The 24,223-nt window shown below is 69.0% G+C and carries 15 protein-coding genes; 9 read left to right on the top strand and 6 right to left on the bottom strand.

The window, feature by feature from the left end:
* Positions 1–94: 94 nt before the first annotated feature.
* The 3 genes from IE239_RS03200 to IE239_RS03190 all read right to left on the bottom strand — a co-directional run bounded on the left by IE239_RS03200 (position 95) and on the right by IE239_RS03190 (position 6,704).
* Positions 95–2,089, bottom strand: a complete 1,995-nt coding sequence (locus IE239_RS03200; RefSeq protein ID WP_190147672.1) for an alpha-glucuronidase — start codon at positions 2,087–2,089, stop codon at positions 95–97.
* A 196-nt stretch (positions 2,090–2,285) separates the two neighbouring features.
* The gene (locus IE239_RS03195; RefSeq protein ID WP_190147671.1) at positions 2,286–2,810 is read right to left on the bottom strand and encodes a hypothetical protein; all 525 of its coding nucleotides are present in this window, start codon (positions 2,808–2,810) and stop codon (positions 2,286–2,288) included.
* A 105-nt stretch (positions 2,811–2,915) separates the two neighbouring features.
* On the bottom strand, positions 2,916–6,704 hold the full coding sequence (locus tag IE239_RS03190; RefSeq protein WP_190147742.1) for a GH92 family glycosyl hydrolase: 3,789 nt from the start codon (positions 6,702–6,704) through the stop codon (positions 2,916–2,918).
* Between the two features lie 442 nt (positions 6,705–7,146).
* Here IE239_RS03190 and ngcE point away from each other — a divergent pair, with 442 nt between their 5' ends.
* The 9 genes from ngcE (at position 7,147) to IE239_RS03145 (ending at position 19,786) form a co-directional block, all read left to right on the top strand.
* Positions 7,147–8,640 (top strand): N-acetylglucosamine/diacetylchitobiose ABC transporter substrate-binding protein, encoded by a 1,494-nt coding sequence (gene ngcE / locus IE239_RS03185; protein ID WP_229877734.1) that lies wholly within the window; start codon positions 7,147–7,149, stop codon positions 8,638–8,640.
* A gap of 69 nt (positions 8,641–8,709) precedes the next feature.
* A complete protein-coding gene (locus tag IE239_RS03180) occupies positions 8,710–9,636 on the top strand; it encodes a carbohydrate ABC transporter permease (protein ID WP_190147670.1) in 927 nt (308 codons plus the stop codon).
* Positions 9,637–9,638: 2 nt separating this feature from the next.
* A complete protein-coding gene (locus IE239_RS03175; RefSeq protein WP_190147669.1) occupies positions 9,639–10,571 on the top strand; it encodes a carbohydrate ABC transporter permease in 933 nt (310 codons plus the stop codon).
* A 526-nt stretch (positions 10,572–11,097) separates the two neighbouring features.
* On the top strand, positions 11,098–12,297 hold the full coding sequence (locus tag IE239_RS03170; RefSeq protein ID WP_190147668.1) for an ROK family transcriptional regulator: 1,200 nt from the start codon (positions 11,098–11,100) through the stop codon (positions 12,295–12,297).
* Positions 12,298–12,420: 123 nt separating this feature from the next.
* Positions 12,421–13,518, top strand: coding sequence for a sugar ABC transporter substrate-binding protein (locus IE239_RS03165; RefSeq protein WP_373308046.1), 1,098 nt, complete (start codon positions 12,421–12,423; stop codon positions 13,516–13,518).
* A 289-nt stretch (positions 13,519–13,807) separates the two neighbouring features.
* The gene (locus IE239_RS03160; RefSeq protein WP_190147667.1) at positions 13,808–14,599 is read left to right on the top strand and encodes an ATP-binding cassette domain-containing protein; all 792 of its coding nucleotides are present in this window, start codon (positions 13,808–13,810) and stop codon (positions 14,597–14,599) included.
* Positions 14,596–15,987, top strand: a complete 1,392-nt coding sequence (locus IE239_RS03155; protein ID WP_190147666.1) for a sugar ABC transporter permease — start codon at positions 14,596–14,598, stop codon at positions 15,985–15,987. The genes IE239_RS03160 and IE239_RS03155 overlap by 4 nt, the downstream gene beginning before the upstream one ends.
* 196 nt (positions 15,988–16,183) lie before the next feature.
* The gene (gene dxs / locus IE239_RS03150; protein ID WP_190147739.1) at positions 16,184–18,109 is read left to right on the top strand and encodes a 1-deoxy-D-xylulose-5-phosphate synthase; all 1,926 of its coding nucleotides are present in this window, start codon (positions 16,184–16,186) and stop codon (positions 18,107–18,109) included.
* 156 nt (positions 18,110–18,265) lie between these two features.
* A complete protein-coding gene (locus IE239_RS03145; protein ID WP_190147665.1) occupies positions 18,266–19,786 on the top strand; it encodes an amino acid permease in 1,521 nt (506 codons plus the stop codon).
* Positions 19,787–20,092: 306 nt separating this feature from the next.
* On the opposite strand, the gene IE239_RS03140 is transcribed toward IE239_RS03145, so the two are convergent.
* From IE239_RS03140 to IE239_RS03130, 3 genes are all read right to left on the bottom strand, one after another.
* Entirely contained in the window at positions 20,093–20,464 is a 372-nt protein-coding gene (locus tag IE239_RS03140) for a PIN domain-containing protein (protein ID WP_190147664.1), read from the bottom strand.
* Between the two features lie 371 nt (positions 20,465–20,835).
* A complete protein-coding gene (locus IE239_RS03135; protein WP_190147663.1) occupies positions 20,836–22,968 on the bottom strand; it encodes a 3-hydroxyacyl-CoA dehydrogenase NAD-binding domain-containing protein in 2,133 nt (710 codons plus the stop codon).
* Entirely contained in the window at positions 22,965–24,191 is a 1,227-nt protein-coding gene (locus IE239_RS03130) for a thiolase family protein (RefSeq protein ID WP_190147662.1), read from the bottom strand. Before IE239_RS03130 ends, IE239_RS03135 begins: the two co-directional genes overlap by 4 nt.
* Positions 24,192–24,223 lie beyond the last annotated feature (32 nt).

Below are 24,223 nucleotides of genomic sequence, written 5' to 3'. Positions count from 1 at the left end.
GGCCCGTGCCCCGGCGGACCTGCTCACGGGGTGAACGGCTGGGGCAGGGTGACGTCCTGGTCCTGGACCCGCTCGGCGTGGCCGTCCTCGCGCTTCAGTAGATCGTGCGTCCTCGTTCGTCGGGGACGCCCGACTTCCGCAGGAAGTAGCTGTTCACCTGATCCCGCCACTCCCGTGCGCCGCGTACCTGTTCCTCGAAGCGTTCCGCGACGCGCGCGTGCCGGGCCGGCTCCACCAGGTCCGCGAGGCCCGCCCACACCCGGCGAGCCTCCTCCGCCTCCTCGACGCCTTCGAAATGCGTGTCGTAGATATGCTGCACAACCGTTTTCCCGCTTTTCAGCACATGCCCGTACGGCACGTGATGGAAGAACAGCAGCAACTCGTCGGGACACGAGGCCGCCGACTCGTACCGCGCCGACCATGGCTCGCTGTACTGGCCTGCGTAACCGGTGCCGGTCGCCGCGCTCCGGTCGACGCCGATTCCGTCCCGGTCGGCGAAGTGATACGTCCCCCAGGGGCTGTACTCATAGCCGTCGACAGCAGGGCCGTAGTGATGGCCGGGCTGCACCATGAAACCCACGCCCAGCGGGGCGGTGTACTTCTCGTAGGTCCGCCAGGAGTTCCTCAGCACCGTGCGCAGACCTGCCGCCAGCCGTTCGGGCACGGCGGGGAAGGTGAGCGCGATCCACTCGTCCAGGATGCGGAGCGGGTCGGCGTCCGGGCGCCAGGAGAGCCGGCCGAAGGTGTAGAGGTTCGCCTGGGCCAGAGGATGCCCGGTCCAGAACGGATCGTCGCCGGCGTTGGACACAGCCACCGATCCACCGGTCGCCAACTCGCCCACAGAACGACCCTGTTCGCCTTCCGGACGAAAGCGCAGCACCTCGCTCCACATCGGCCCGAGCCAACAGACGTGCTTTTGCTGTCCGGTGTACTCCTGGGTCACCTGCATCTCCACCGCCACCCGGGTCCGGGGAAGCGCGCCGAACACAGGTGAGACCGGTTCGCGGACCTGGAAGTCCATGGGCCCGTGCTTCACCTGGAGCACGGCGTTGTCGGCGAACTTCCCGTCCAGCGGCGCGAAATGGTCGTACGCGGCCCGTGCGCGGTCCGTGGCGCGGTCTCGCCAGTCCTGGCGGTGGTCGTACACGAAGGCCCGCCAGTGGACCGTGCCGTCGTGCGGGGCGAGAGCACTGGCAAGCATGTTCGCACCGTCGGCGTGCGTGCGACCGTAGGTGAACGGGCCCGGCTGGCCCTCCGAGTCGGCCTTCACCACGAACCCGCCGAAATCCGGGATCGCCGCGTACACGGCGGCTACGGCCTTCGCCCACCACTCGCGCACGGCCTCGTCCAGGGGATCGGCAGTGGGCAGTCGGCCGAGCACGACCGGAGCGGCGAAGGTCACCGACAGATGCGTCCGGATCCCGTACGGTCGCAGCGCCTGGGCGATCTGCGCCACCTCGCCGATGCGGTCGGTGAGCAGGTGGGCCTCGACGTCGTGCACGTTGACGTTGTTGACCGACACGGCATTGACGCCGCAGGCCGCCAGCAGTCTGCCGTACGCCCTGACACGTTCGGAATCGCCATGGGCCCGTCCGTCCTGCCAGAACAGCGAGCCTCCTGCGTAGCCCCGTTCCACCTGGCCCATGACAGGATGCACAGCCACGTTGTCCCAGTGGTCCAGCATCCGCAAGGCTGTCGCCGGCTGGTGCACCTCACGGGGGCGCGCGCCGCGGAAGGCGTCCTCCCCGAGCCGTACGACGTGGAACAGGCCGTACAGCAGACCGCGTTGGCCGGACGCCGTCACGGTGGTCGTACCGGCTCCGCGTTCATGGGTGAAGCCCTCCTCGCCGGTGCTCCCGCCTTCGTCACCGGCCAGACGCAGAACGAGGTCGTGCGGGGCACTCGACGCGCCCCGCACGACCTCTCCGCCGAACTGCGTGCAGGCATGGGCTACTTCACTGTGCACCGTCTTCACGAGTGGCTCCGAGCCGAGGATCAGCGTCCGCCGGCTGCCCAGGGCGCGAAACGCGTCCGGCGGCAACCACGCGGGGTCGACTCCCTCGGGCACGACGGGCACAGTGATCGGCATGGTCCCCTCCGGTGATATGGGCCGACGCAGGGCCTGTCAGGATCGTGCCGGTTCGCGTGATCGGGGACCCGGCCGTGCTCGCCGTACCGCGCCTCGCCGACGCGCCGTCGGTCCGGGGCACGGCTCCGGCACCCCTCTCCGCCGAGCGGGCACGGGCCGGCCCCGTTCGCCGGTGCCGGCCGATCAGGACGAAGCCCTACGCGATGGCTGCTCCGGTGCCGCGCGCGGCACCGATGAGGTCGGTGAGTCCTGCGTCGTCGTAGACGGAAATGTCGACGTAAGCGCCTTCTGGCAGATCGAAGTCCTCCACCTCGTAGTCCAGCACCGCCGCGGTCCCGGGCGGGCTGAAAGTGCCCAGGTTGCGGGTCGTGCCGCCGGACGTGTAGCTGACCTTGACGTAGTACGTGTCACCGTCGTTCGCGGTGTCGTACACCCACAGCTTCTCGTCGTTCGGATGGAACTCCACCTTGCCGACGAACGCACCGGAGTTCGTCAGCTCCATCTTCACGGCGTAACCGCCGGCGTCCTGCGCGAAGTACGTGTTGTCGAACGGGTCTGTGAGGTCGCCGCCGCTGCACGGGCAGGCATCGGTGTCGTAGTAGTACGCGTGGAACGTCGGGTTCGGGCTGTAGGCCTGGGCCGGAGCCGCGGTGGCGAGGAGAGCCCCCGCCGCCAGCGCCGCTCCTGCGACCAGTCCCGTGTACTTTCTGGCGATATTCATTTCCGCTTCCCCCTCCGTGGCGGGCCGCGCGATGGGTGCGCGGCCCACTCATTCTGAAACACGGGTGGAGCCCGTTACAGCGGTCGATCGTTGTCGGTTACCGGATCAGGACAACAACTCGACTTCTGCCAGACGCACTTCGGCCGCCGTGCTCTTCCCGCCTGACGTGTTTCCAGCAATGCCTCCTCCGACGAGGAACAGCCGGTAGTACCCGTACCTGCCGGGCCGGGCGATCGTGAAGGCCCGTGTCTGGCGGTCCCAGCGGAAGACCTCCCCGGAGCGCCGGTCCAGGTCGGTCCACGTGAGCCCGTCCATCGAGCCCTGTAGCACCCAACTGCCGGGAGCCTGGGCGTGATCCGCGCAGGTCAGGGTGTACTGAAGCGCCTTCGTCCGCGCCGCGACCGGCAGCGAGACCGTTCCCGACACCGCTTCCTGCGTTGCCGACGTGTCGTCGAACAGCGCGCCCCCGCCCTTCAGGGCGTCCGTGCGGGGCGTCGGGGCCTTGTCGTCCCTGGTGATCGAGACCGGAGCCGCGTTCTTCCCCGAGCCCCACGTCGAGGGCCGCGCCCCCATGTCGAAGTCCAGGACGGCGCCCTTGGCGAGGACGGCGTGGGGAATCGCGGTGGACGTCCACGGACGGCCGTCGACCTTCAACCCCTGCACGTAGACGTTCCTCGCACTGTTCTTCGGCGCCCTGACCACCAGGTCCTTGCCGTTCTCCAGGTGCACGGTCGCCTTGGTGAACAAAGGGGAGCCGACCGCGTACTCGCCGGCGCCCATCACCAGCGGATAGAAGCCGAGCGCGGAGAACAGATACCACGCCGACTGCTCGCCGTTGTCCTCGTCACCGTGATAGCCCTGTCCGATCGAGCTGCCGGTGTAGAGCCGGGAGAGCACCTCGCGCGACTTCGCCTGCGCCTTCCACGGCTGCCCGGCCGCGTCGTACATGTAGATCGCGTGGTGGGCGACCTGGTTGGAATGCCCGTACATGCCCATCCGCACGTCGCGGGCCTCGGTCATCTCGTGGATCACTCCGCCGTACGAGCCCACGAACTCGGGGGAAGCGGTTTCCGGAGTGGCGAAATAGGCATCGAGTTTCTTCGCCAGTCCGCTGCGGCCGCCGTACAGGCCGGCCAGGCCCCGGCTGTCCTGCGGCGCGGCGAAGGCGTAGCCCCAGCCGTTGGTCTCGGTGTAGTCGTAGCCCCACACCCGCGGGTCGTAGGCGCTGGACGCCGTACGCCAGGCGCCCTTGTCGTCCTTGCCCTGGAAGAAACCGGCGTCGGCGTCGAAGAGGTGCACATAACCCCGGGCGCGGTCAAGGAAGTAGTCGGACTCCTCGCGGTAGCGCTTCTCGCGGGTCTGCCGGTACAGGGCCTGTCCCATCCGGGCGATGCCGTAATCGTTGAGGTAGCCCTCCATCGCCCACGACAGCCCCTCGTGGGCGGCCGTGCTCGTGTAGCCGAGGAAGGGAGAGGTCGACATGCCCTTGCGGCCCACTCCGGGGGCCGGGGGCACGACCGTCGCGTTCTTCACCGCCGCCTCGTAGGCCGCTGCGGCGTCGAAGCGCACACCCTTGACGAACGCGTCCGCGAAGGCCACGTCCGAGGACGTTCCGGTCATCAGGTCTGCGTAACCGGGGGAGGACCAGCGCGAGGTCCAGCCGCCGTCCTTGTACTGCTGCACGAAGCCGTCGGCCAGCACGCCGGCCTGCGTCGGGGTGAGCAGCGCGTACGCGGGCCAGGCCGTCCGGTAGGTGTCCCAGAAACCGTTGTTGACGTAGACCTTGCCGTCCACGATCTTCGCGCCGGTGTGCGTGGGGGTGTCGGGTCCCGGCATCGGCGAGAAGGGCGAGGCGTACCGGTACTTCGCACCGACCTTCTCGAAACCGGAGTTGGGATACAGATACAGCCGGTACAGGCTGGAGTACAGCGTCGTCAGCTGATCCCGGCTCGCTCCCTCGACCTCCACCGTGCCCAGGAGCCTGTCCCACTGCTGCTGAGCCCGTGCTTTGACCGTTTCGAAACCGGTGCCCGCCGGAATTTCCCGGCGGAGGTTGTCGCGAGCCTGGTCGACGCTGATGAGGGAGGTCGCCAGACGCAGGGTGACGGCGTGGTCGGCGCCCGCGTCGAAACGCAGGTAACCCCTTGCCCCGCTCGAGGCCCCCTCCGTCACCGGCGCGTCGAACTGGCCGTACACGAAGAGCCGGGACGCTCCCGTCGACAGCCCCGACTTCACGTCCGAGTAACCGGAGACGACACCGGCGTCCCTGTCGAGGGTGAGCCCGGCCTGGTCGGTGACGTTGTCGAAGACCACGCTCGCGTCCGGGCCGGGGTAGGTGAAGCGCAGGGCAGCCGCGTGGTCGGTCGGCGCCAGCTCGGCCATGAGACCGTTCTCGAAGCGCACGCCGTAGTAATACGGGCGAGCTGTCTCGTTCGCGTGCCGGAAGGCCAGCGCCCGGGCCGTCCGTCCGGTATCCGGGACGCCGGCCGCGGCGGACGGCATCACCTGGAACGTCTGCCGGTCCCCCATCCACGGACTCGGCTGGTGACTCGCGCTGAACGCCTGGATCGTGGGCAGGTTGTCCGCGTTGCCGGCCCGTGCGTAGTCGTACAGCCAGCCGAGCGAGGAAGCGTTCGTCACCGGCGTCCAGAAGTTGAAGCCATGGGGCACCGCCGTGGCGGGAAACGTGTTTCCGCGCGAGAAACCGCTGCTGGACTGGGTCCCGCGGGTGGTCAGCGCGTAGTCCGAGAGGTGGGCCTTCTCGGGCTCCGGGGCCGCCGTGCGCAGCGCGATGTCGTCCACCCAGCCCCGGAACCGGGCGGGGCCGCCGGGGGAGTCGTAGGCGAGCAGGATCCGGTCCACGGTCTTCCCGGCCGCTACCGCACCGATCCCCGACACCACGTCGTTCCACTGGTTGACGTACAGCACCTTCGCCGCGCCCTGTCCGCGGGGCGACAGGGGGAACCCGTACTGGTCGCTCGCCCCGAGCCCGCTCAGATACGTCCCGTCCGTGAAGGCCAGGTCCACGGAGACGTTGGTCGCGGCGTAGTCCCGGTCGCCCTCCGCCATCGCCGGGAAGATCCGGTAGGCCAGCCGGGTGCGCGGGCCGACCGCCACGTTCACGTCGAAGACCTTGTTGTACGAGTACCCCCGGCCGGCGGCCGTGTGCCGGCCCGCGTAACGCAGCGCCCGGCGTCCGGTGAAACCGGCGCCGGCCTTCGCGGTCGGCGAGCCGCTGGGGCCGCGGTCCACGACGGTGAGCATGTCCGCCGGGACGGGCTGGCCGTTTCCGCCCGTGCCGAACCGCACGTCTGCGAGTTGCACGATCCCGGCGCCGTGATTCCTGGAGACGTCCAGCCTGAAGTGCTGGTATCCGGCCGGGGCCGCGAGATCGTAGGTGTGGGTCTGGAACCGTTCAGTAAACGTTTCCCCGGAGCGGCTGTCGAGCGGCGTCCAGGTGGTGCCGTCCGCCGAGCCCGAGAGGGTCCAGTCGGCGGGGTCACGCTCGGCGAAGTCGTTCGCGGAAGTCAGCGCGTAAGCGCTTACCCGCACAGGCTCGTCGAGGTCGAACTCCACCCATCCGTCGGCGGCGAAGGCGAGCCACTTGGTGCTCGCCTCACCGTCGACGAGGTTCTCCTTCACCTCGCCGCCGGCCGCGTTCTCGGCGCTCGCCCGGACGTCCGTGACCCGGTCGGTCACGTCGCCCGGAAGCCCGCCGCCGTAGCCGCCGTCGACGCCCGATGCGCGCTTGCCGCCGCCGGGTGCGGACTCGACGGTGCTCAGCCAGTCGGGGGCGCGTTCACCCGCCTCGAAGGACGAGGCGAAGCCCCGGTCGGGGAGCGGTCCTTGCGACGGCGGTGTCGCCGCCGACCCCGGCGCGCCGCCCACCGTCATGACCAGAGCGGCCGCGGTCACGACCGCCCACCACCGTCCCGACCGTTGCATACGTGAACACCCTCCCCACCCTTCCCGCGCTGGACCAAGCGCCCGGACAACGTTGTCCTCCCGGGGTGCGCAGGAATCAGTAGGGGGGCAAGTGGACAGTGATGTCAAGAATGTTGATTGCGCCAGCGAGGAGGCAATTCGTGCAATTCTCTGGCAAAGTGCTCATCTGTCGGTCATATTTCCAGGAGGTCTCAACTCGGGAAAGACCCTTGGTCAACCTTGTATTCGATCTTGCCCATCCGGACAGGGGTGGACTATACCTGTCGGCGATTCACCGTCCAGGCCCGGAGATCTTCGCACCACGCGCTCCGCACACCCTGCTTGACCCGACCGCGGTGCCGGGAAGGATCCGGTGCACCGCCTGAGTCCTGGAGAAGGCGAGGACTTGAGCATGGGATCCCCCTCCGAGTACAACGGTTCCGACCGCGAGGGCTTCGAGAAGAGCGGTTCCGAGCAGAACGGCGACGCGGGTGTCGGTCGCAGAGACGTGATCAGGAGAGCGGCGGCCCTGGGCCTGATCTCCTTCCCGGCGACAGGTTTTCTGGCCGCCTGCGCCAGCAGCGGCGGGGGCGGCGAGGGCAAGGCCAAGGCCGGAAAGAAGACCGCGCAGAACCCCCTCGCGGTCAACGAGACCACACAGATGGAATTCGTCCTGTTCGACGGGGGATTCGGCAAGGAGTACGCCGAGGACGCCGTGAAGATCTACGAGAAGAGCTTCCCGCGGGCGAAGGTGAAGTTCTCGGCCACGCAGAAGATCCAGTCGACGCTCCAGCCCCGTTTCAACCAGGGCACCCCGCCCGACCTCATCGACAACTCCGGCGCCGAGCAGATGGACATGGGCGTCCTGGTGGGCAAGGACCAGCTCGCCGACCTCACACCGCTCCTCGACGCCCCCTCCTACGACGATCCGAAGAGAAGGGTCCGCGACACCCTGCGCCCCGGGATCGTCGAGATGGGCCAGTTCGACGGCGCCCCCGTCTGGATCATGTACTACGCCTACACCGTCTACGGCGTCTGGTACTCGCAGAAGGCCCTCGACTCGCTCGACGCCACGTATCCGCAGACCTGGGACGAGATGCTCGCGGTCTGCGCGAAGGCCAAGAAGAAGGGCATGGCCGGCTGGACATATGCAGGCAAGTACCCGTATTACCTCCCCTTCTCTCTGTATCCGATGATCGGCAAGGTGGGCGGCCGCGAGGTCCTCGACGCGATCGACAACCTGGAGCCGAACGCCTGGAGACACCCCGCCGTGAAGGCGTGTTTCGACGCGTACTACGAGCTTTACCAGAAGGGTTACGTCCTCCGGGGCACCCCGGGGCTCGACCACATCCAGTCGCAGACCGCATGGGCCGAGGGCAAGGCGCTGTTCCTCCCCAACGGCTCCTGGGTGGAGAACGAGTCGGCGAACGTCATCCCGCAGGACTTCGACCTGGCGGTGTCCGCGCCCACCGGTATCGACTCCTCGGACAAGATGCCCTTCGGCACCGTCTGGGCCTCCGGGGGCGAGCCGTTCATCGTTCCCGCCAAGGCGACGAACACCGCCGGCGCCATGGAGCAACTGCGCATCATGCTCGGCGAGGCGTCGTCGAAGAACTTCACCTCCAAGGTCAAGTCGCTCACCGCGTACAACGGCGGCACCGACGGCATCACACTGACTCCGGGCCTGAAGTCGGGTGTCGCGGCGCTGGACAAGGCCGGCTCCAACGTGGTGAATCCCCGACTGCAGGACTGGTACGTCCAGTTGCAGAAGGAGAAGATCGGAGTGTCCGGCCTGGGCGAGATGATGGCCGGCCGGATCACGCCCGCCGAGGCGATCAAGAAGATCCAGGAATTCGCCGACGCGACGGCCAAGGACACTTCGATCAAGCATTACAAGCACCAGTGAGAACAAGCATGGCAAGCACCAGCGACGAGGGAAACACCGCGAAGCGTCCGCGAGAGCACCGGAGTGGCGATGCAGCACGGCAAGTACCGGTTCATCGTGGGGTTCCTGGCGCCACCGCTGGGACTGTACGCGCTCTTCGTGGTGTGGCCGTTCCTCCAGTCCGTCTACTACTCGTTCACGGACTGGACCGGCCTCAGCCCCGAATTCAGGATGGTCGGCCTGAGTAATTACCGCAGGATGCTGGACGACGACATCTTCTGGAAGTCCCTGCAGCACAGTCTGATGTTCGCGGTCGTCCTGCCGCTGGTGACGATCGGTCTGGCGCTGTTCTTCGCCTTCATGATCAATGTCGGCGGGCGGCGGCGGAAGGGCGGACCGGTGATCTCCGGCGTCCGGGGCTCCTCCTTCTACAAGATCGTGTATTTCTTCCCGCAGGTGCTCTCCATCGCCATCGTCGCGCTGCTGTTCGCCTTCGCGTACAACCCGGACAGCGGCGCGCTCAACTCGTTTCTGCGGGGGATCGGGCTGGACGGCGTCCAGCCCCTCTGGCTCGGCGACCCGGATCTCGCGCTGTGGTGCGTGATGGCGGTGCTCGTCTGGTCGACGGTCGGCTTCTTCGTGGTCCTGTTCTCGGCGGGCATGGCCTCCATCCCGGCGGACCTCTACGAGGCCGCGCTGCTCGACGGCGCGAACCGGGCCACGACGTTCTTCCGCGTCACCCTCCCGCTGCTGTGGGACACGGTGCAGTCGGGATGGGTCTACATGGGCATTCTCGCGCTCGGTGCCGAGTCGTTCGCGGTCGTGCAGATCATGACGACCGGGCCGGGCGGCCCCGACTACTCGACCACCGTCATGGTTCTGTACGTGTACCAGAAGGCCTTCCGTGACGGTCAGGCCGCCTACGCCACCACCATCGGCGTCGCCCTGCTCATCGTGACGCTGGCCTTCGCCGCGGTCGTGCTGCGGCTTGGGCGGCGCGAGCGGCTGGAGTACTGACGATGAAGACGACCGAGACCTCCGCGCCCCCGCCGGCCGACCCCGGCTCCGGCACGTCCGTCACGAAGGCAAGCCCGCCCTCGGGGAAGCCGCCGGCGGCGGAGAAAAAGGATGGAAACGTTCTCAACGCCTTTTCCCACGGCATTCTCGTCCTCTGGGCGATCATGGTCGTGCTTCCCCTGCTCTGGGCGGTGATGACCTCCTTCAAGGACGACAGCTCCATCTTCGGTTCGCCGTGGTCGCTGCCGGACACGCTGCACTTCGACAACTGGTCGCGGGCCTGGACCGAGGCCGACATGGGCGACTACTTCCTCAACACCGTTCTGGTGGTAGGCGGTTCGCTCATCGGCACGCTGGTTCTCGGCTCCATGGCCGCCTATGTCCTGGCGCGCTTCGACTTCCCGGGCAACCGCTTCGTCTACTACCTCTTCATCGGCGGCATGAGCTTCCCGGTCATGCTGGCGCTGGTCCCGCTGTTCTACGTCGTGAACAACATGGGGCTGCTCAACACCGTCCACGGTCTGATCCTGGTCTACATCGCCTACTCGCTGCCCTTCACGGTGTTCTTCCTGACGGCCTTCTTCCGCACGCTTCCCACGTCGGTGGCGGAGGCTGCCTTCGTGGACGGCGCCTCGCACAGCCGTACGTTCTTCCAGATCATGCTGCCGATGGCCAAGCCCGGTCTGATCAGCGTCGGCATCTTCAACTTCCTGGGCCAGTGGAACCAGTACATGCTCCCCACGGTCCTCAACACCGACCCCGACAAACGCGTCCTCACCCAGGGGCTCGTCCAACTGGCCGTCAGCCAGGGCTACAAGGGTGACTGGTCGGGGCTGTTCGCGGGACTGGTGATGGCGATGCTGCCGGTGCTGGCCGCGTACATCGTCTTCCAGCGGCAGGTGGTGCAGGGCCTGACGGCGGGCGCGCTGAAGTAGCGGAACGGCCGGGCCGCAACCGGCATGCCCGCCCGGCTCGGGCCCGGCTCACGCCCGGCGCTCGTCGCGACCGAGGCCCGTCGGGCCTGCTCAGAGCTCCGCCACGCGGGCCGAGGCCTGCTCAGGGGTCCACCGCCCCGGCCCCGGGCGTGCGCAGGGGTCCCGTCGCGTCGGACGTCCGATCAACCTCCGTTCTCCGTCCTGCGTCCTGCGTCCTCCGTCCTCCCGCCTCCGGCCGAGGAGCCCCCGGCCGCCCGCCGGCCGAGGCCGGCCGAAGGGCGGGCAGTGACGCAAGGCCGAAGCGGGAGAGCGCGCGACGGCCCCTGCCCCCTCCCGCTCGCCACGCCCCGCAGCCGACTCCCTACGCCCCGCGAGCGACGGCTTCGCCACCCTCCGTGTCCCTTTGCAAGCATGCGGATACTGTTCAACCTCTTGACGGGAGGCGACCCGAACAGCTCAGCTTAGAGTTCACTAGTTGGACATAGACGGGGCCTCATCGAAGCGGTCCCGCGCGCAGGAGGTCGTCGTGGAGACTCCGGGGTCGCAGTCGTCGCTGCACCGAGCCAACCTGGAGCGAGTCGTACGCGCCGTGCGTCTGGCCGGGTCCCTCACACAGGCGGAGATCGCCCGCACGACGGGTCTGTCGGCCGCGACCGTCTCCAACATCGTGCGCGAGCTCAAGGACCGCGGCACCGTCGAGGTGACGCCCACCTCGGCCGGTGGACGCAGGGCTCGCAGCGTCAGTCTGAGCGGCGACGCGGGCATCGTCATCGGGGTCGATTTCGGCCATACCCATCTTCGCGTCGCCGTGGGCAACCTGGCTCATCAGGTGCTCGCCGAGGAGTCCGAGCCACTGGACGTGGACGCCTCGTCCACTCAGGGTTTCGATCGTGCGGAACAGCTGGTCAGCCGGTTGATCGAGGCCACGGGGGTGGACCGTACGAAGGTCGCCGGGGTGGGTCTCGGCGTCCCCGGGCCGATCGATCTGGAGTCCGGCACGCTCGGCTCCTCCGCCATCCTGCCCGGCTGGATCGGCACCCGCCCCGCCGAGGAGATGAAGGGCCGGCTCGGCGTCGCCGTGCACGTGGACAACGACGCCAACCTCGGCGCCCTCGGCGAGATGGTCTGGGGCAGTGGGAGAGGCGTCCGCGATCTCGCATACATCAAGGTCGCGAGCGGTGTCGGCGCAGGTCTGGTGATCGACGGGAAGATCTACCGCGGTCCCGGCGGCACCGCTGGAGAAATCGGACATATCACGCTCGATGAATCCGGCCCCGTCTGCCGCTGCGGAAACCGGGGCTGCCTGGAGACCTTCGCGGCCGCGCGCTACGTGCTGCCGCTCCTCCAGTCCAGCCACGGCACGGATCTGACGATGGAAGGCGTCGTGCGACTGGCCAGGGAAGGAGATCCGGGCTGTCGACGGGTGATCGCCGACGTCGGCCGGCACATCGGCAGCGGAGTCGCCAATCTCTGCAACCTGCTGAACCCGAGCCGTGTGGTCCTCGGCGGCGATCTCGCCGAGGCCGGCGAGCTGGTGCTCGGTCCGATAAGGGAGTCCGTCGGCCGCTATGCGATCCCGAGTGCGGCGCGTCAACTCTCCGTTCTCCCGGGGGCACTTGGGGGTCGTGCCGAGGTGCTCGGAGCGCTCGCTCTCGCACTGAGCGAAATGGGCGATTCGACGCTTTTGGACGGCACGCTGACCGTCGCCACACCTGCCTTCACTTAGAGAACGAATGACGCCGTTGCCATCTCGTTAAGTATTTACTTCTTGACGTCGCACGTATGGCCGAGTTGACTTCCAGCCACCTCGGCCGCAGCGTTGCGGCCCTGTCAGGGAGGCACACCCCAAATGAACGCAACGATGCGTAGAGTCGTGATCGGCGCAACCGCCGTCTCCATGGCACTGTCGATTGCCGCGTGCGGCAAGGCAGGCGACAAGGGCAGCGACTCCGGCAGCAGCAGCTCGGGCGACAAGTCCATCGGTCTGCTGCTCCCCGACAGCGTCACCGCGCGGTACGAGAAGTTCGACAAGCCGTACTTCGACGCCAAGGTCAAGGCGCTCTGCTCCGACTGCAAGCTGGAGTACGCGAACGCCGCGGCCGACCCGGCCAAGCAGGCCCAGCAGGTCAGCAACATGGTCACCAAGGGCGTGAAGGTCATCGTGATCTCCGCCCAGGACTCGGCCGCGATCAAGTCCTCCATCAAGTCCGCGGTGGACAAGGGCGTCAAGGTCGTCGCGTACGACCGTCTCGCCCAGGGCCCGGTCAGCGCCTACGTCTCCTTCGACAACGTCAAGGTCGGCGAACTCCAGGGCCAGGCCCTGCTCGACGCCCTCGGCGCCAAGGCCACGCCCACGTCGAAGGTCGTCATGATCAACGGTGACGACGCCGACCCGAACGCCGCCCAGTTCAAGGAAGGCGCGCACAAGATCCTCGACGGCAAGGTCGCCATCGCCTACGAGCAGTCCGGCCTGTGGAAGGACACCGTCGCGGCGCAGAAGATGTCCGCGGCCATCACCCAGCTCGGCGCGAAGAACATCGCGGGCGTCTACGCCGCCAACGACGGCATGGCCGGCGGCATCGCCAACACCCTCAAGGGTGCGAAGATCAGCAACATCCCGCTGACGGGTCAGGACGCGGAGCTCGCGGCCATCCAGCGCATCGTCGCCGGCACCCAGTCCGCCACGGTCTACAAGGCCTACAAGCCCGAGGCCGAGACCGCCGCGCAGCTCGCCGTCAACCTGCTGGAGGGCAAGGACATCAAGTCCCTGGCCACCACCACGCTGACCAGCGGCTCCGGCGACAAGGTGCCCTCCCAGCTGCTGACCCCGGTGTCGGTCACCAAGGCCAACATCAAGGACACGGTGATCAAGGACGGGCTGTACACCGCCGCCGAGATCTGCACCCCGGAGTACGCCGCCGCCTGCAAGGCCGCCGGCATCCAGTAGCAGCCAGGGTCCCGGGGAACCGCCCGAGCCGGCCGTGAGCCGACTCCGGTCCGCTCCCCGGGACCCGCCGACCGCCCCGCGGTCCCGCGAGACCTGTCCGACGCCCGCCCCACCTTCACACCCCGCTGCCGGGGCGGGCGTCGGACGGAACCGTTGCCAAGAGCAGCGGATTCGCGCATGTTCATCCTGTAAACCTCGTGCGTCGACGCCGCGTCACCCGCGCGTCGCGCACATCCCTCCGCGCCTGTTCGTTGCGCGCGGCATCCCCGCCGGTCAGGCGGCGAAGGAGATGGTTCACGTGTCCGCTACGCCCGTGCTGGCGTTGCGCGGGGTCTCCAAGCGATTCGGTGCGGTGCAGGCACTCACCGACGTCGAGCTGGAGGTCCACGCCGGAGAAGTGGTCGCCCTGGTGGGCGACAACGGCGCAGGAAAGTCCACCCTGGTCAAGACGATCGCGGGTGTCCATCCCATCGATGAGGGCGTCATCGAGTGGGAGGGCAAGCCCGTCAGCATCACCAGGCCGCACGACGCCCAGGGACTCGGTGTCGCGACCGTCTACCAGGACCTCGCCCTGTGCGACAACCTCGACGTGGTCGGCAACCTCTACCTCGGACGTGAGTTGCTGCACCGCGGTGTCATCGACGAGGTGACGATGGAGAAGAACGCGCGGGAACTGCTCTCCACGCTCTCCATCCGCATCCCGAGCGTGCGCATCCCGATCGCGAGCCTCTCCGGCGGTCAGCGCCAGGTCGTCGCCATCGCCCGCGCGCTGATCGGCGACCCGAAGGTCGTCATCCTCGACGAGCCCACGGCCGCCCTGGGCGTGGAGCAGACCGCGCAGGTCCTCGACCTCGTCGAGCGACTGCGCGAGCGCGACCTCGGCGTCATCCTCATCAGCCACAACATGGCCGACGTCAAGGCGGTCGCCGACACCGTCGCCGTCCTGCGCCTGGGCAAGAACAACGGCTCCTTCCCCGTGAAGGACACCAGCCACGAAGACATCATCGCCGCCATCACGGGCGCCACGGACAACGCCGTGACCCGTCGTGCGGGGCGTCGCACCGCGGAGGCGGCAAAGTGAGCGACACGTCGAAGCCCGTCCAGAGCGAGTCCTCGGAGCCCGTGAAGGGCACCAAGACCGAGAAGGCCGCGACGGCGACCGAGGCCGCCAGGGCCGAGGGCGTGGTCGAGGGCCAGGAGACCGTCGCCCCCGCCGACGACCCGACGGCCGCGCCGGTCACCGTCGTCGACCCGCGGCTGCTGATCCGTGAGGAGGGCTTCAAGGGCTACCTCACCGAGTTCAAGCGCAAGGTCAAGGGCGGTGAGCTCGGACAGATCCCCGTCGTCCTCGGCCTGATCGTCATCTGGACGATCTTCCAGCTGCAGAACGACCGCTTCCTGAGCGCCGACAACCTCTCCAACATCAGCTACTTCATGTCGGCCACCGGCATGCTGGCCATCGGCCTGGTGTTCGTGCTGCTGCTCGGCGAGATCGACCTGTCGGTCGGTTCCGTCAGCGGTCTGGCGTCCGCGCTGTTCGCCGTGTTCGTGACGGAACACGGCATGAACCCCTGGCTGTCGCTCGTCCTGACGATCGTCACCGGCATCGGCATCGGCGCCCTGCACGGATGGTTCTTCGCGAAGATCGGCGTACCGGCCTTCGTGGTGACCCTCGCCGGCTTCCTCGGCTGGAACGGTCTGATGCTGTGGCTGCTCGGCTCCAGCGGCACGATCAACCTGCCGTCGGACTCCGGTCCTATCCACCTGCTCGGCCAGAGCTCCTTCTTCATGGACCAGGCCATCATCGGCGCCTACGTCCTGGCCGGTCTCGCCGTCGTGCTGTCCGCGGTCGGCAACTTCGGCGAGCAGCGCCGCCGCCGGGCCGCCGGCGTGCCGTTCCGCGCGACCAGCGAGATCCTGCTGCGCGTGGGCCTGCTCGCGCTCGCCGCGTTCGTCTCCGCCGCCGTGCTGAACAACGCCTCCGGGGTCTCCAACGCGCTGGTGATCTTCCTGGCGGCGCTGGTGATCGTCGACTTCGTGCTGCGCCGCACCACGTACGGCCGCAAGGTGTTCGCGGTCGGCGGCGGCATCGAGGCCGCCCGCCGCGCCGGCATCAACGTCCCGCTGGTCCGCATCACCGTGTTCGCCATCTCCGGCGGATTCGCTGCGGTCGGCGGCATGTTCTTCGCCGGCCAGACCGCGGGCGCGTCGCTGAGCGCCGGCGGCGGCAACACCCTGATGCTCGCCATCGCGGCGGCCGTCATCGGCGGCACCAGCCTCTTCGGCGGCCGCGGCACCGTCTGGTCCGCGCTCCTGGGCATGCTGGTCATCCAGTCCATCCAGACCGGTCTCGACCTGCTGAACATGAACACCTCGATCCAGTACATGATCACCGGTGGTGTGCTGCTCGGCGCCGTCGTCATCGACTCGGTGTCCCGCAAGAGCCAGAAGGCGGCCGGCCGCGGCTGACGCCCTCCCGCCAGACCTCCTGTGCCCGGCATCCCGGCGGATGCCGGGCACAGTCGTGTCATGGGAGGGGCCGATCCTGGGTACGGCCGTTCGCGTGACGTACGACGCACGGGCCGGACACCGGCCGCCCGGACGGAACATTAGACTCGACAAGCCCGGCAACAGCTCGATCAGCTTTTACTGCAAGGAGGCACGGGTGCCGCTGCTGACCCGCATCAGGGGACCGCGCGATCTGGACCGGCTCAGCCTGGAGGAGCTGGACCGGCTGGCAGGGGAGATCCGGACCTTCCTCGTCGACGCCGTCTCCAAGACCGGCGGCCACCTCGGCCCCAACCTCGGCGTGGTCGAGCTCACCATCGCCCTGCACCGGGTCTTCGAGTCGCCCAAGGACAAGGTGCTGTGGGACACCGGCCACCAGTCCTATGTGCACAAGCTGCTCACGGGCCGGCAGGACTTCTCCCGGCTGAAGATGAAGGGGGGCCTCTCCGGCTACCCCTCGCAGGCGGAGTCCGAGCACGACGTCATCGAGAACAGCCACGCCTCCACGGTGCTCGGCTGGGCCGACGGCCTCGCCAAGGCCAACCAGATCCTCGACCGCGACGACCACGTGGTCGCCGTCATCGGCGACGGGGCACTCACCGGCGGCATGGCCTGGGAGGCGCTGAACAACATCGCCGACGGCGACCGCCCGCTCGTCATCGTCGTCAACGACAACGAGCGCTCCTACGCGCCGACCATCGGCGGCCTCGCCAACCACCTGGCCACCCTGCGCACCACGGACGGCTACGAGCGCTTCCTCGCCCGCGGCAAGGACCTCCTGGAGCGCACCCCGGTCGTCGGCCGGCCCCTCTACGAGACCCTGCACGGCGCCAAGAAGGGCCTGAAGGACTTCATCGCCCCCCAGGGCATGTTCGAGGACCTCGGCCTGAAGTACGTCGGCCCGATCGACGGCCACGACATCGAGGCCCTGGAGTCCGCCCTGGCCCGCGCCAAGCGCTTCGGCGGCCCGGTCATCGTGCACTGCCTCACCGAGAAGGGCCGCGGCTACCAGCCCGCCCTCCAGGACGAGGCCGACCGCTTCCACGGCATCGGTCCCATCCACCCCGACACCGGTCTGCCGGTCAAGGTCTCGGGCGCCGACTGGACCTCCGTCTTCGGCGACGAGATGGTGCAGCTCGGCAAGGAGCGCGAGGACATCGTCGCGATCACCGCGGCGATGCTGCAGCCGGTCGGTCTGAAGAAGTTCGCGGACGCGTTTCCCGAGCGCATCTACGACGTCGGCATCGCCGAGCAGCACGCCGCCGTCTCCGCCGCGGGCCTGGCGGCGGGCGGGGTGCACCCGGTGTTCGCGGTGTACGCCACCTTCCTCAACCGCGCCTTCGACCAGGTCCTCATGGACGTCGCCCTGCACAAGTGCGGTGTGACGTTCGTCCTGGACCGGGCCGGCGTCACCGGCACCGACGGCGCCTCCCACAACGGCATGTGGGACATGTCGATCCTGCAGGTCGTCCCGGGTCTGAGGCTGGCCGCCCCGCGCGACGCCGACCAGGTCCGCGCCCAGCTGCGCGAGGCCGTCCAGGTCGAGGACGCCCCGACCGTCGTCCGCTTCTCCAAGGGCGCCGTCGGCCCCGCCGTGCCCGCGGTGGGACGCGTCGGCGGCATGGACGTGCTGCGCGACAGCGGCACCGACACCCCTGACGTGCTCCTGGTCTCCGTGGGCGCCCTCGCCCCGATGTGCCTGGAGATCGCGACCCTCCTCGACCGTCAGGGCATCACCACCACCGTCGTCGACCCGCGCTGGGTCAAGCCCGTCGACGAGGCCATGGCCCCCCTCGCCGAGCGGCACCGGGTCGTCGTCACCGTCGAGGACAACTCCCGCGTGGGAGGCGTCGGCTCGACGATCGCCCAGGCTTTGCGCGACGCCGGCGTCGACATCCCGCTGCGCGACTTCGGCATCCCGCCGCGCTTCCTCGACCACGCGTCCCGCGCGGAGGTCATGGCCGAGATCGGGCTCACCGCCCCCGACATCGCCCGCCAGGTCACCGGTCTGGTCTCCGAGCTCGACGGCAGGTACGGCAGCGCGGCCTCCGACGTCGACTCCGTGGAGCCCGCGCGCGACTGACGCCGCCGCAGACCCGCCGAACCGCCGGACGGACCGGTTCCACCACTGTGAAGAGTGGTGGAACCGGTCCGTTCGCGTTAACCGGCCCGCGCCGGGGCATACGGTCTACGCCCCCTCTCGATCATGTCGAGGACGACACAGCGTGGGAGGTACCCCGTGAGCAGCACCCTCTTCCGGACGAAGAAGGTCGAGCAGTCCATCCTCGATACCGAGGAGCCAGAACACGCGCTCAAGAAGTCCTTGTCCGCGCTCGATCTGACCGTCTTCGGCGTCGGCGTCATCATCGGCACCGGCATCTTCGTCCTCACCGGCACGGTCGCCAAGAACAACGCCGGTCCCGCCGTCGCCCTGGCTTTCGTGGTGGCCGGGGTCGTCTGCGCGCTCGCCGCGCTCTGCTACGCCGAGTTCGCCTCCACCGTCCCGGTGGCCGGCTCCGCGTACACCTTCTCGTACGCCTCCCTCGGGGAACTGCCCGCCTGGATCATCGGCTGGGACCTCGTCCTGGAGTTCGCGCTCGGCACGGCGGTGGTGGCCGTCGGCTGGTCCGGGTACATCGCCTCGCTGCTGGACAACGCGGGCTGGCACCTGCCGGCGGCGCTCAGCGGCCGGGAGGGCGCCCACGGCTTCGGCTTCGACATCCTCGCCGCCGCGCTCGTCCTGCTGCTGACCGCCATCCTCGTGGTCGGCACCAAGCTCTCCGCGCGCGTCACCTCCATCGTCGTCGCCATCAAGGTGACCGTCGTCCTGACCGTGATCGTCGCCGGCGCCTTCCTGATCCACGGCGAGAACTACGACCCGTTCATCCCCAAGGCGCAGGCCGTCGACGCGGGCGGCGGCCTCAAGGCCCCGCTGATCCAGCTGATGTTCGGCTGGGCGCCGTCCAACTTCGGCGTCATGGGCATCTTCACGGCCGCCTCCGTCGTCTTCTTCGCCTTCATCGGCTTCGACGTCGTCGCCACCGCAGCCGAGGAGACCAGGAACCCGCAGCGCGACATGCCCCGCGGCATCATCGGCTCGCTCGTCATCTGCACGGTCCTCTACGTCGCCGTGTCGATCGTCGTCACCGGGATGGAGCACTACACCGAGCTGTCCGTGAGCGCCCCGCTCGCCGACGCCTTCAAGGCCACCGGGCACCCCTGGTTCGCGGGCTTCATCAGCTTCGGCGCCGCCGTCGGCCTCACGACGGTCTGCATGATCCTTCTCCTGGGACAGACCCGGGTCTTCTTCGCCATGAGCCGCGACGGACTGCTTCCGCGCTTCTTCTCCCACGTCCACCCGCGCTTCCGGACCCCGCACCGGCCGACCATCCTGCTCGGCGTGCTCATCGCGGTCCTGGCCGGCTTCACCAGCCTGAGCGAACTCGCCGAACTGGTCAACATCGGCACCCTGTTCGCGTTCATCGTCGTGGCGATCGGCGTGATCATCCTGCGCAGGTCGCGCCCCGACCTCCCGCGGTCCTTCCGCACCCCGTGGGTGCCGGTCCTGCCGATCGTCTCGGTGTGCGCCTCGCTGTGGCTGATGCTCAACCTGCCCGCCGAGACCTGGCTGCGGTTCGGCATCTGGATGGTCATCGGGTTCGCCGTGTACTTCCTCTACGGCCGCTCCCACAGCCGTCTGGCGCACCCTGAGGAGGCCTCCGCGATGTCCACCGGGCCGACCCGCGACGACATCGTCTGACGGCATGTCCGACGGCGTCGTCGGACGATGTCGTCCTGCGGCCCCACAGTCGCCCCCACAGTCGCCCCCCACAGTCGTTTTCCCGGCCGCTCCAACCCGCTCCGGGCAGGTTCCGGGCAGGCCGGTCCGCAGGATCCATGGCGGGCCCCACAGGCTCCACAGCCGCATCCACAGCCGACTCCACGCTCTGCCCCGCACACGGTGCGCGGGGCAGACCGGCGGTCGCCTCGGTCGCGCCGGTCGTCTCGGGCGCGGACTGCGGGGCTGAGGCGGGTCCGCGCCCGACGCCCGGCGCGCCGTCCCGCCTCAGCCCCGCACCGAGCGCGGCCCGGTGACGTCCGCGCCGAGCTCCGTGACCCGTCGGCGCAGCTCGCGGTCGGCCGTCACGACCAGACGGGGCCGCGCGCCGGCCGCCGCGACCAGTTCCACGATGCGGTCGTCGCCGCTGCCGGACGCCGTCTCCACCCGCACACCGGGCACCGCCTCCACCCCGCGCGCCGCGCCCTCGACCACGAGGACGATCTCCGCGGGCCCGAAGCTGTCCGGCACCCCGTCCGCCGCCAGCCGGTCGCGCAGCCGCTCGGCGGCCCCTCGCCGGTCCCGCCACCAGCCGTCGGGCACCGACCCGACGACGTTGGCGGCGTCCACGATCACGAGCAGCGCCATGTTGTCGTCCATGCGGCCCACGGTCGCACGGACGGTCCCCGGAGCGCCGCCCTGCCGCGCGGGTCAGGCTCCGGGGGGCCGCGCGGCAGGGCGGCCGGGTGACCGGCCAGCGGGCGCAGGCGCCGGACCGGATCGGGCCCCGGCTGCCCGCAGATGCTGTAGTAAACGCTTGCGAAGCATTTCACGACCCGCGCGGACGCAGGGCGGACGACGTTGCCGTCGGGGCGACTCTGTCGGGGGATCGACTCTGTCGGCGGGGCGACCGAGGCGCGCCGGGCCACGCACAGAGGGCCTCCGCCCGTGAGCGGAGGCCCTCTTCGTGCGCACCACGTGCACACGGTTACTACCGTTTACTGACTGTTACTACCGTTTGCTGACTGCCGTTACGCGGGCACCGAGGCCACGCCCGGCGACAGGAACTTCTTGCCGTTCACGCGCTCGGAGACGCCCTCGCGGTCCAGGTACGGCGTGATGCCGCCCAGGTGGAAGGGCCAGCCTGCGCCCGTGATCAGGCACAGGTCGATGTCCTGCGCCTCGGCGACGACGCCCTCGTCGAGCATCAGCCCGATCTCCTGCGCCACCGCGTCCAGGACACGAGCCCGCACCTGCTCCTCGGTCAGGACGGTGTCGCCCTGCCGCAGAAGCGCGGAGACCTCCGGGTCCAGCTCGGGCTTGCCGCTGTCGTAGACGTAGAAACCGCGCTTGCCCGCCTTGACGACGGCCGCAAGGTTCGGGGAGACCGTGAAACGGTCCGGGAACGAACGGTTCAGCGTTTCCGAGACGTGCAGACCGATGGCCGGGCCGACCAGCTCCAGCAGCACCAGCGGGGACATCGGCAGGCCGAGCGGTTCCACCGCCTTCTCCGCGACCGTGACCGGGGTGCCCTCGTCGATGACGTTCTGCACCTCGCCCATGAAACGGGTCAGGATGCGGTTCACGACGAACGCCGGGGCGTCCTTGACCAGAACCGCCGTCTTCTTCAGCTTCTTGGCGACGGCGAAGGCGGTGGCCAGCGAGGCGTCGTCGGTCTGCTTGCCGCGGACGATCTCCAGCAGCGGCAGGATCGCGACCGGGTTGAAGAAGTGGAAGCCCACGACCCGCTCGGGGTGCTTCAGCTTCGACGCCATCTCGGAGACGGACAGCGAGGAGGTGTTGGTGGCGAAGATCGCGTGCGCCGGGGCGACCGCCTCGACCTCCGCGAACACCTTCTGCTTGACGCCGATCTCCTCGAACACGGCCTCGATGACGAAGTCCGCGTCGGAGAAGCCCTCGGCCTTGTCCAGCACGCCCGAGACCAGCGCCTTGAGGCGGTTGGCCTTGTCCTGGTTGATCCGGCCCTTGCCGAGCAGCTTGTCGATCTCGGCGTGGACGTAGCCCACGCCCTTGTCGACGCGCTCCTGGTCGATGTCGGTCAGCACGACCGGCACCTCGAGGCGGCGCAGGAACAGCAGCGCGAGCTGGGAGGCCATCAGTCCCGCGCCCACGACGCCGACCTTGGTGACCGGACGGGCCAGGGACTTGTCCGGCGCGCCGGCCGGACGCTTGGCCCGCTTCTGCACCAGGTTGAACGCGTAGATGCCGGCGCGCAGTTCACCGCCCATGATCAGGTCGGCGAGCGCCACGTCCTCGGCGTCGTAGCCCTGCTGGAGGTCGCCGTTGCGGGCGGCGTCGATGATGTCCAGGGCGCGGTAGGCGGCGGGGGCCGCACCGTGCACCTTGCTGTCCGCGACGAACCGGCCGCGCGCGACGGCCTGGTCCCAGGCCTCGCCGCGGTCGATGACCGGACGGTCGACGACGATCTCGCCCTTGAGGACGGACGCCGTCCACAGCAGCGACTGCTCCAGGAAGTCCGCGCCCTCGAACAGGGCGTCGGCGATGCCCAGTTCGTAGACCTGCACGCCCTTGAGCTGCTTGTTCTGGTTGAGCGAGTTCTCGATGATCACCGAGACGGCCTTGTCCGCGCCGATCAGGTTCGGCAGCAGCGTGCAGCCGCCCCAGCCGGGGACCAGACCGAGGAAGACCTCGGGCAGCGAGAACGCGGGCAGCGCCGCGGACACCGTGCGGTACCGGCAGTGCAGACCGATCTCGACGCCGCCGCCCATCGCCGCGCCGTTGTAGTAGGCGAAAGTCGGGACCGCGAGGCCCGCGAGGCGCTTGAAGACCTCGTGCCCGCCCCTGCCGATGGCGAGGGCGTCCTGGTGGTCCTTGAGGAGCTCGACGCCCTTGAGGTCCGCGCCGACGGCGAAGATGAACGGCTTGCCGGTGACGCCGACACCGACGATCCCGCCGTCCGCGGCCTCCCTCTCGACCTGGTCGATGGCGAGGTCGAGGTTGGAGAGGGACTGCGGGCCGAAGGTGGTCGGCTTGGTGTGGTCGAAACCGTTGTCCAGCGTGATCAGGGCGAACCGTCCCGCGCCGAACGGCAGGTCCAGGTGGCGTACGTGCGCCTGCGTGACGACCTCGTCCGGGAACAGCTCGGCCGCGCCCTTCAGCAGCTCAGCGGTGGTGGTGCTCACTTGTCGCCTCCGGCGGACTCGAAGTGGGGGTTCTCCCAGACGACCGTCGCGCCCATGCCGAAGCCGACGCACATCGTGGTCAGGCCGTAGCGGACGCCCGGCTGCTCCTCGAACTGGCGGGCCAGCTGCGTCATGAGACGGACGCCGGAGGAGGCGAGCGGGTGGCCGAACGCGATCGCGCCGCCGTACTGGTTGACGCGCTCGTCGTCGTCGGCGATGCCGTAGTGGTCGAGGAAGGCCAGGACCTGGACGGCGAACGCCTCGTTGATCTCGAACAGACCGATGTCGGAGATCGACAGACCGGCCTGGGCGAGGGCCTTCTCCGTGGCCGGGATCGGGCCGTAGCCCATGACCTCCGGCTCGACGCCCGCGAAGGAGTACGCCACCAGCCGCATCTTGACCGGCAGGCCGTTCTCGCGAGCGAAGTCCTCGGAAGCGATGAGGGAAGCGGTTGCACCGTCGTTCAGGCCGGCCGCGTTACCGGCGGTGACCCGCCCGTGGACGCGGAACGGGGTCTTGAGACCGGACAGGTTCTCCAGCGTCGTCCCCGGGCGCATCGGCTCGTCGGCGGTGACCAGGCCCCAGCCCGTCTCACCGGCCTCCGCGTTGGTGCGGCGCACCGAGATCGGCACCAGGTCGGCCTGGATCTTGCCGTTGGCGTACGCCTTGGCGGCCTTCTCCTGGGAGCGCACGGCGTACTCGTCGGCGCGCTGCTTGGTGATCTGCGGGTAGCGGTCGTGCAGGTTCTCCGCCGTCATGCCCATGAACAGGGCGGACTCGTCGACCAGCTTCTCGCTGACGAACCGCGGGTTGGGGTCCACACCCTCGCCCATGGGGTGGCGGCCCATGTGCTCGACGCCGCCGGCGATCGCGACGTCGTACGCGCCGAAGGCGACGGAGCCGGCGACCGAGGTGACGGCCGTCAGGGCGCCCGCGCACATACGGTCGATGGAGTAGCCGGGCACGGAGGTCGGCAGACCGGCCAGGATGCCTGCGGTGCGGCCGAGGGTCAGACCCTGGTCGCCGATCTGCGTGGTCGCGGCGATGGCGACCTCGTCGATCTTCTTCGGGTCGAGACCGGGGTTGCGGCGCAGCAGCTCCCGGATCGCCTTCACGACGAGGTCGTCGGCCCGGGTCTCGTGGTAGATGCCCTTCGGGCCCGCCTTGCCGAACGGGGTACGGACGCCGTCGACGAAGACGACGTCCCTGACGGTACGAGGCACGTTGGCTCTCCTCCAGGTGCGGGATGGCACTG

It is taken from the genome of Streptomyces humidus (genome assembly GCF_014649655.1).
GTDB lineage: Bacteria > Actinomycetota > Actinomycetes > Streptomycetales > Streptomycetaceae > Streptomyces > Streptomyces humidus.
This window is presented reverse-complemented; position numbering and strand designations above follow the sequence as displayed.